The 8,331-nt window shown below is 66.3% G+C and carries 7 protein-coding genes; 3 read left to right on the plus strand and 4 right to left on the minus strand.

Annotated elements, in window-relative coordinates; translation table 11 throughout:
* Positions 1 to 271: 271 nt before the first annotated feature.
* The gene (locus QZT59_RS15255; RefSeq protein ID WP_290818318.1) at positions 272 to 535 is read right to left on the minus strand and encodes a cytochrome C oxidase subunit IV family protein; all 264 of its coding nucleotides are present in this window, start codon (positions 533 to 535) and stop codon (positions 272 to 274) included.
* Between the two features lie 220 nt (positions 536 to 755).
* Here QZT59_RS15255 and QZT59_RS15260 point away from each other — a divergent pair, with 220 nt between their 5' ends.
* Positions 756 to 2,588, plus strand: coding sequence for a S8 family serine peptidase (locus tag QZT59_RS15260; protein ID WP_290818321.1), 1,833 nt, complete (start codon positions 756 to 758; stop codon positions 2,586 to 2,588).
* 435 nt (positions 2,589 to 3,023) lie between these two features.
* Here QZT59_RS15260 and QZT59_RS15265 read toward each other — a convergent pair whose 3' ends face one another.
* On the minus strand, positions 3,024 to 5,576 hold the full coding sequence (locus QZT59_RS15265) for a cbb3-type cytochrome c oxidase subunit I (protein ID WP_290818325.1): 2,553 nt from the start codon (positions 5,574 to 5,576) through the stop codon (positions 3,024 to 3,026).
* Positions 5,576 to 6,478, minus strand: coding sequence for a cytochrome c oxidase subunit II (coxB, locus tag QZT59_RS15270; RefSeq protein WP_290818328.1), 903 nt, complete (start codon positions 6,476 to 6,478; stop codon positions 5,576 to 5,578). Before coxB ends, QZT59_RS15265 begins: the two co-directional genes overlap by 1 nt.
* A 345-nt stretch (positions 6,479 to 6,823) precedes the next feature.
* Here coxB and QZT59_RS15275 point away from each other — a divergent pair, with 345 nt between their 5' ends.
* The gene (locus QZT59_RS15275; protein ID WP_290818330.1) at positions 6,824 to 7,108 is read left to right on the plus strand and encodes an amphi-Trp domain-containing protein; all 285 of its coding nucleotides are present in this window, start codon (positions 6,824 to 6,826) and stop codon (positions 7,106 to 7,108) included.
* A 127-nt stretch (positions 7,109 to 7,235) separates the two neighbouring features.
* Here the strand turns inward: QZT59_RS15275 and QZT59_RS15280 are convergent, their stop codons facing one another.
* The gene (locus tag QZT59_RS15280; protein WP_290818334.1) at positions 7,236 to 7,634 is read right to left on the minus strand and encodes a hypothetical protein; all 399 of its coding nucleotides are present in this window, start codon (positions 7,632 to 7,634) and stop codon (positions 7,236 to 7,238) included.
* 59 nt (positions 7,635 to 7,693) lie between these two features.
* Here QZT59_RS15280 and QZT59_RS15285 point away from each other — a divergent pair.
* Positions 7,694 to 8,331 (plus strand): adenylate kinase (locus QZT59_RS15285; RefSeq protein WP_290818336.1); only part of this gene is annotated, 638 nt, incomplete at its 3' end.

The raw sequence follows: 8,331 nt of genomic DNA on the forward strand, positions 1-8,331 counted from the left end.
CGATCTCGTCGCTGGTCACACGCGCTCGATCTCGTCGCTGGTCACTCCCAACATCGCCCGTCGAGATACGACGCGTAGGGATCTCTCCGACCGACTCTCGCCTTCCGTTCACGCAGCGCTGCATACACGTTTGCATCGCGGTCGATGTGGACGGTCGTCAGTCAATCGTCGACCCTGAAGGAAGATGAGTACGAAAACGCCGGAGCTGCGTTTCGGCCGTTCGAGTTGCTACACTACGTGGGATTCGACACGAAGTTTCTGCGATCGACGCCTATCCCTGGATCGAGTAACCCGCCGCGATCGTGAGCAGGAAGACCATGAACACGGCGATGGCCATCATGTACGAGATCGAGCGCGGTTCGTCAACCAGGTGCTGGTAGTAACCCGCGATGAGTAGGGACTTGATGACGGCCAGAAGCATCGTTCCGCCCATCGCCCACGCGTACGGGAAGTCGAACGTGAAAAAGAGGAACTTCCCGGTGCCCAGCGCCAACAACACCACGTAGATGATCGTATAGGTCCTGACGCTCGTCATTGGGAAATCCTCGGTGAGGCGCTCACTTATAGCTTCCTCATGCGATCGGGGAACTGGTTCGGGCGTTTTCCGCGTGTCACGTCGGTTCCGGACGTGACGGCCGACGACGGGACGGATTTTCCGCGTCGCGCCGACGGGTGAGACGACGTCGAGCGACCCTCGTACGGTCGGTGCCCGCTTTCCCAAAGACTTTGCCCCACCGGTTTGAGGTACGGCCAACATGTCGAGTTCGCCGACCGGAAAGGCCGCCGGTCGTGTCGGTGGCGCGGTCGGCACCATCGCGATCGTCACCCTGGTGCTCGCGATCGGCTCGCTCTGGCTCGTCGGCGCCGGGTCGGCGACCGCACTCGACGCCGGGAACTCCCTCGCGGGGGTCACGACCGGGGAGCCGAACGCGAGCGAGGTGCCAGTCGACGACGTACTTCTCGACGCGGACGGGCCGACCGAGGTGGTCGTTCGCCTCGAGGGGACGACCCCGCCCGATACCGCCGACGACCCCGTCGCGCACCTCGAAGCCCACGCCGCGGAGACGCGGGAGCCCCTGCAAGCCGAGGTGAAATCGACCGATGCCCTGACGATCGAGAGCGCGTTCTGGGTGACGAACGCGGTCGTCCTGGAGGCGGATCTCGACGATGTGGACGTTGAGGCGCTGGCAGACGTCGACGGCGTGGTGGCGGTTCACGAGAACTTCGACGTCGAACTGGTCGATGGCTCGGCGGCGGGCGTCGCGAGCGGGACGACGGACCGGGCGGCCAGGTCGACCGCCGGCGAGGCGACGGGAGCGATCGACCGCATCGGAGTCCCGCGCGTCTGGGGGGAGTACGACGCCCGGGGCGCCGGCACGCGTATCGCGGTGCTCGACACCGGTCTCGACGCCGAGCACCCGGACCTCGAGCTCCACTCCGATGTCGACGGCGACCCGACCCATCCCGGCGGCTGGGCCGAGTTCGACCGGCACGGAGCGCTCGTGCCGGGCTCCACGCCCCACGACACGGCCACCCACGGGACCCACGTGAGCGGGACGGTCGCGGGTGGCGACGCGAGCGCCATCGCAGTCGGCGTGGCCCCCGAGGCCGAGCTGTTGCACGGGCTCGTGCTCCCCGAGGGGTCGGGAACGTTCGCGCAGGTGGTCGCGGGGATGGAGTGGGCGGTCGCCCAGGAGGCCGACGTGCTGACCATGAGCTTCGGGGTGAACGGAACGGTCGACGGCTTCGTCGACCCCGTCCGCAACGCCGAGGCGAGCGGTACCGCGGTCGTCGCCGCGATCGGTAACGACGGGCCGGGCACGTCCGGTTCTCCGGCGAGCGTCTACGACGCGTTCGCGGTCGGTGCGGTCGACGACGAGGGGCTCGCCGCCGACTTCTCCGGCGGTCGGGCAGTCGACCGCGAGGAGTGGGCGGCGCCCCCGCCGGAGTGGCCCGAAACGTACCACGTTCCCGACGTGGTCGCCCCCGGCGTCCGTATCACGAGCACCTGGCCCGGCGGCGAGTACGCGGACATCTCCGGAACCTCGATGGCCACGCCGCACGTCGCGGGGGCCGTCGGGTTGCTGGACTCGATCGGCGAGGACGTCGACGGGACGGACGCACGGGAGGTGCTGACGGCGACGGCGACCCGTCCCGACGGCGGGTCGAGCGACCGGTACGGCCACGGCGTCGTCGACGTCGCTGCGGCCGCCGACGAACTCGCCGGCGCGACCGTCTCGGGGACCGTTGCGGACGAGTCGGGAGCGCCCATCGAGGGGGCTACCGTAACCGTCGACGGGGCGGTCACCGAGACGGACGCGGCGGGGCGCTACGGGCTGACGATCCCGGCCGGCGATCGGACGGTGTCGGTGTCGGCAGACGGTTACGTCACCGCCGAGGAGCGATTGACTCTTCCGCGCGCGACCACCGTCTCCCACGACGTGACGCTGTCGCGGCCCCGGGCGACCGCGACCGAGGGGTCGGATCCTATCGGCTCCCCATCGCCGTCGTCGGGTGCGGTCCTCGCCGCGGCGGTCCTCGCAGCGTTGTGCTGGCTCGCGGTCCGCGCCCGAGCCGTCGACCGCTGAATCGGTCTCCCCTTCTCACCGGTCGATCGAGCGGGCGACCGCGACATCGGCTATCACCTCCCGCCGGTGGGACCGTGCTGCTGATCGACGCCGTCTCTCGCCGGGAACGCCGCGTCCCGCGAGGTGCGACACGGCCCGCAGCGATCGCCGTTCTGTCGGTCCGATCACCGGTCCGTCTCGGTACGCACAATCCCGCGTCCCGACCGAGGCGTTCAGCCAGGGCTCGAGCGGTTGCCGACGGCGTCGCCGATCCGGAATCGACGGTTCGGTTCGCCGTGGCCGATCGGTCGTCGCCGGGGCCGATCCGGTCGTCGCCACGGCCGAACCCGGGAACGTGACGCGTGACGATTACGGTTCGCCCGGATCGAGCGGAGTCGCGTTCGTTCGCGCCCGATTCGCTCGGGAGCGGACGGCCGAAAAACCGGCCGCCGGGGCCTACATCAGGTAGAACAGCGGGAAGAGGATGACCCAGACGATGTCGACGAAGTGCCAGTAGAGCCCGAAGAACTCCACCGGCCGCTCGTCTTCGAGGTAGGCGTCGATCGTGTAGATCCGGTAGATCATGAAGCCGCCGATGAGCAGCCCCAGGATCACGTGCAGGGCGTGGAGGCCGGTCGTGACGTAGTACAGCGAGTACTGGAGGCCGCTGAACCAGTAGTCGCCGGCGGCGAACTTACCGCCCCACTCCCAGGCTTTCACGACCATGAACGTCAGCCCGAGCAGGATGGTGGCGCCGAGACAGGCCATCAACCCCTTCTTGTTCGATCGTTCGGCCATCACGAGCGCGAGGATGACCGTGAAGCTCGAGGTGAGCAGGATGTAGGTGTTGAGCAAGCCCGCCCACGTGTAGTCCGGGACTGGTTCAAACGCGCCCCAGCCGGCCCAGAGGCGCATGAAGATGTAGGCGCCGATGGCCGCACCGAAGACGATGACGTCCGAGGCCAGGAACACCCAGACGCCGAACTTGGTGTTGCCGACCCGCTCGAACGGCCAGCGTTCGGCGATCTCCATGGTGGGTGCCTCGAACTGCTCGCGGCCGAACTGGAACAGGGAGGCCCCGGTGAACAGGACCCCGATCGCCAGGATCGCCGGGTAGATCGGGATCACGCCGAAGAGCGTCGACGTCGACGCGTCACTCCCCACGTAGCTGTGCGAGACGCCCACCATGTGTTCGTCGATCTGGGTCGACATCCACGATTCGACCCACGGCGTCATCCCCGAGAGTCCGAGGAACATCGTGAACGCGCCGATGCCGACCATCAGCGGCCAGATGCTGGCGTGGTCGGCGTGTTCTTCCTCGTGGGCGTGTTCGTCGGCGACGCCGACTTCGGCGTCGGCCTCGACCGCGCTGGCCTCGACGGTGCCGCCGTCGGTCGCGGCGCTCCCGGCGGGGTGGGCGTCGGTCTCCTCGACGAATTCGAGCCGACCGCTCGCGTAGCTCGGCCGACCTGGCCAGTTGTCGAGCGGCGGCGGCGAGGGAATCGCCCACTCGGCCGTCCGGGAGAACTTCCACGGGTTGTCCGGTGCCCTCGGCCCGTAGACCAGGCTCCAGGCCAGGTTGGCGAACATGATCAGGAACGAGAGGCCGAAGACGAACGCCCCGACCGTCGCCATCTGCTGCCAGAGCAGGTCGCCAGAGCTGTAGTGGAAGACCCGGCGGGGCGTCTCCCAGGCGAGGAACATCGGGAAGTACAGCAGGTTGAACCCGACGAAGTACGCGGCGAAGTGGACCTTGCCGACGAACTCGTTGTACATCCGACCGGAGAACTTCGGCCACCAGTAGTAGAGCCCGCCGATCAGCGCGGTGACGCCGGAGACCATCACGTAGTGGAAGTGCGCGACGACCCAGTAGGTGCCACGGAACTCGTAGTCGAGGACGACGGCCCCGAGGAAGACGCCGGTGATCCCGCCGAGGATGAACAGCACGAGCGCCCCCAGCGAGAAGAGGAACGGGGTCGTGAACCGAACCCGTCCTTTCACCATCGTGTAGATCAGGGCGAACACCATCAGGTCGAACGGCAGCGAGATGCCGATGGTGGTCGCCATCATCAGCGTCTTGATCTCGAGGTTGATCGTCGTCAGGAACATGTGGTGCATCCAGACGAGGAACGACTGGACGGCCACCAGGATCATCGCGATGATGACCCACTTCCGGCCGACCAGCCGTCGACCGCAGAACGTCTGGAAGGTCTCGAACATGATCCCGAGCGCCGGGAAGAAGACGATGTAGACCTCGGGGTGACCGAAGAACCAGAAGAGGTGCGCCCACAGCAGCCCCGACCCGGTGTCGGTCGCGAAGTACTGGGTCAGGAAGATGCGATCCATCGTGAGCAGCATGAGCGCCGCGAGCAGCGCCGCGAACGCGAACAGCATCATCCAGACGGTCAGCAGGATCGACCACGTGAACAGGGGCATGTTCCAGAGCCCCATCCCCTCCGCGCGCTGGCGGTGGATCGTCGTCATGAAGTTCACCGTCCCCATCGTGACCGAGACCGTGAACAGGAACAGCGCGAGGATGGTCGAGTTCGCGCCGGTGGTCGCCTCGAGCGCGGGCGTGTACGTCGGCACGTTCAGCGGCGCGTAGATCGTCCAGCCGCCGCCGAAGGTGCCGCCCTGGAAGAACGAGACGGCCAGCAACGTGCCCGAGAACAGGTAGAACCAGTAGCTCATCGCGTTCAGTCGGGGGAACGCGAGGTCTTTCGCGCCGATCTGCAGGGGCACGAAGTAGTTCGCGAACCCGAACGCGAACGGCGAGAGGAACCAGAACACCATCAACAGCCCGTGAGCCGTGACGCTCTGGTTGAACTCGCTGTCCGTGAGCAGGCCGGTTCCGCCGGCCTCCCAGAGGTGCGCGCGGAACAGGAGCGCGAGGATTCCGCCGAAGAGCAGGAAGAACAGCGCGGTCGAGAGGTAGAGGACTCCCACGTCCTTGTGGTTGGTCGTCACCAGCCAGCGCTTGATCGAGCGCTTGGGCGGCAGGTCACCCATCAGTCCTCACCTCCCTCGTCGTCGTCTTCGTCGGCCTCGTCTTCATCGTCGCCGTCTCCGTCGTCATCGTTGTCGTTCTCCGCTTCGTCATCATCCTCGTCGTCGGCTTCTTCCTCCGCTTCGAGGTCCTCGAGGTGCTGGTCGAGTTCCTCCGGCGAGGAGTCGACGCTCAGTTCGCCGGCCTCGATGGCGTCCCACAGCTCGCCGACGGCGCCCGCCTCGAAGGCGGCGTCGAACAGGTCCGCGTCGACGACCATCATGTCGTGTTGCATGCTGCTGTGGCCGTTCCCACAGAGTTCGAAGCACTCGACGGCGTTCTCGAACTGTCCGGTCTCCTCGGCGACGAACCAGGTCTCGTCGCTCTCGCCGGGGATCGCGTCCGCTTTGACGCGTTCCTGCGATATGCCGAACGTGTGCCAGACGTCACTCGACGTCACGTCCACCTCCACCGGTTCTCCCTGTGGCACGATGAGCTCGTTCGTGACGCTGTACTCGTCGTCCTGATACTGGTAGTCGTAGCTGAACGCGAACGCCGAGGCCGTGACGTCGATCTCGACGTTGTCTCCGTTCTCCAGTTCGTCCGGCCCGTCTTCGACGTACAGCAGCATGCCGTAGGTCCAGATGATCAGCGAGACGACGATGATCGCGCTGAGGCCGAACGAGAGAAACAGTTTCTTGCCGCCCTCTCCACCGACCGGCAGTTCTCCCACGGTCGGACGGTCGACGTCCTCGGCCGCCTGCTCCTCGACATCGCGGTACTTGTACGCGTTGTACATGGTGTACGCGACCACGACGATGCCGACGAGGGTGCCGAGTCCGAGGAAGACCAGAAAGATCTCCTCGAAGACGTCGACGCGCGTCTGTTGTAACGGGGTCAGTAGTTCGGCGTAGATTGTATTCACCTCGGTTTTCCGGGGTTTGATGTCGGACGATGGCGGCCGGGAGCACTTATCTATTTGGGAAACGGCTCGCCGATTTCGGCCTGTTGACGCCGCGAACCGTCGAAACCGAACAGGTTCGACTCTCCCGCCACCGTCCGCTCCTCATTTCGAGGTTCGGGTCCCGTCTCTTGATTCTGTCGTTACGCGGTCGAGCGGCCCTCGCGACAACGCCCCCTTTCCGTCCGGTGATGGTTCGTTACCGGCGGTTCGGGATCGAACGGTCGTCGTGTTCGGTGGTGGTCGTCACCGACCGATTTCGACACGGACGACGACACCCTCAATACGCCGCTCGGCGTATCCATCGGTATGACCGAAGAGGTACTTTTCAAATTCGAGCGACGGATGGACCGCGGCGAGATCGCCGACTATCTGCGCTCGGTCGCCGACGCGCTCGACGGCGGCGACCCCGTCTCGCTGGAATCCGGCTCCGACTCGGTGACGATGGATCCCCCGACGCGTCCGACGTTCGAAATCAAAGCCGAGCGGGAGGTCGAGGGTAGCGGTGCGGCCGAACTGAGCGTCGAGTTCGAACTCGAGTGGGACGAGGGCGAGTCGGGCGACGAGGGGGACGGCGACCTCCGAATAGGCTGACCAGGGCGGTCGACCCCTGATCGTCGACGGTCTGCACTGAACGCCCGTCGGTCTCGTTACCCGATCCACCGCGCCGGCCGCCCGTCCGTATGGGGCTCGACGACTGCTGGTACCCCGTCGACCCGGTTCAGAGCTCGACGACCCACAGCCGGTACTCGCCCGGCAGGTCGAACACGCGTTCGAACGCCCGATCGACGAACTGGGCGATCCGATTCGCGTCGGCCTTCGCGCTCACGCGCACGTTCACTCCCTCTGCATCCTCGGGTCGGGTCAGCTCGTCGATCTTGAACGCCGGGAACTCCTCGATCAACGACTTGCATCGCTCGAGTTCGTCCTCGGTGCAGTCGAGGTTGACGATACCGTCGACGAACTGGATCCAGGGGACGCCCAGCGTTTCGACGTCCGCCGCCGAGGCCGGATCGACTTCGAACGTGCAGAACGGGCTCGCACGCTCGCGGTGGGCGGCGATCGCCTCGACGATCAGCCGCTGACGGTCGGCCGCGGTCGTCGCATCGAATCGCGTCACGTTGCCGAATTCGCGGGGCATTCTTTAAACATTTATGCGACGGCGGCGAACCTCCGGCCATGAGCCAGCCACGGATCCTGATCCTCGGCGCACCGGGCGCGGGCAAGGGAACCCAGAGCGGGAGAATCGCCGAGGAGTTCGACGTCGAGCACGTCACCACCGGGGACGCGCTCCGGGCGAACAAGGGGATGGACATCTCGGAGCTCGATCTGGAGTACGACACGCCGCGAGAGTACATGGACCGCGGCGAACTCGTCCCCGACGCGGTCGTCAACGCCATCGTCGAGGAGGCGCTGACCCAGGCCGACGGGTTCGTCCTCGACGGCTACCCCCGAAACATGGAACAGGCCGAGGAACTCGAGGACATGACGGACCTCGACGTCGTCCTCTCGCTGGCGGTCGGCGAGGACGAGCTGGTCGATCGACTCACGGGTCGGCGAGTCTGTGCTGACTGTGGCGCCAACTACCACGTCGACTTCGATCCGCCGTCGGAAGCGGGCGTCTGCGACGACTGCGGCGGGGAACTGATCCAACGCGAGGACGACACCGAGGAGACGGTACGGGAGCGCCTGCGCGTCTATCGGGAGAATACGGAGCCCGTCATCGAACACTACGAAGAGCAGGGTCGGCTGGCGGAGGTAAACGGCGAGCAATCGCCCGGCGGGGTGTGGGAAGACGTGAAGGAGACGATCGAGTC

This window comes from Halovivax sp. (assembly GCA_007119345.1).
GTDB lineage: Archaea > Halobacteriota > Halobacteria > Halobacteriales > Natrialbaceae > Halovivax.

What these genes read in the sequence shown, in the direction of transcription:
- QZT59_RS15255 (WP_290818318.1), bottom strand. Translation starts at nt 535, where the DNA reads ATGACGAGCGTCAGGACCTATACGATCATCTACGTGGTGTTGTTGGCG.
- QZT59_RS15260 (WP_290818321.1), top strand. Translation starts at nt 756, where the DNA reads ATGTCGAGTTCGCCGACCGGAAAGGCCGCCGGTCGTGTCGGTGGCGCG.
- QZT59_RS15265 (WP_290818325.1), bottom strand. Translation starts at nt 5,576, where the DNA reads ATGGGTGACCTGCCGCCCAAGCGCTCGATCAAGCGCTGGCTGGTGACG.
- QZT59_RS15275 (WP_290818330.1), top strand. Translation starts at nt 6,824, where the DNA reads ATGACCGAAGAGGTACTTTTCAAATTCGAGCGACGGATGGACCGCGGC.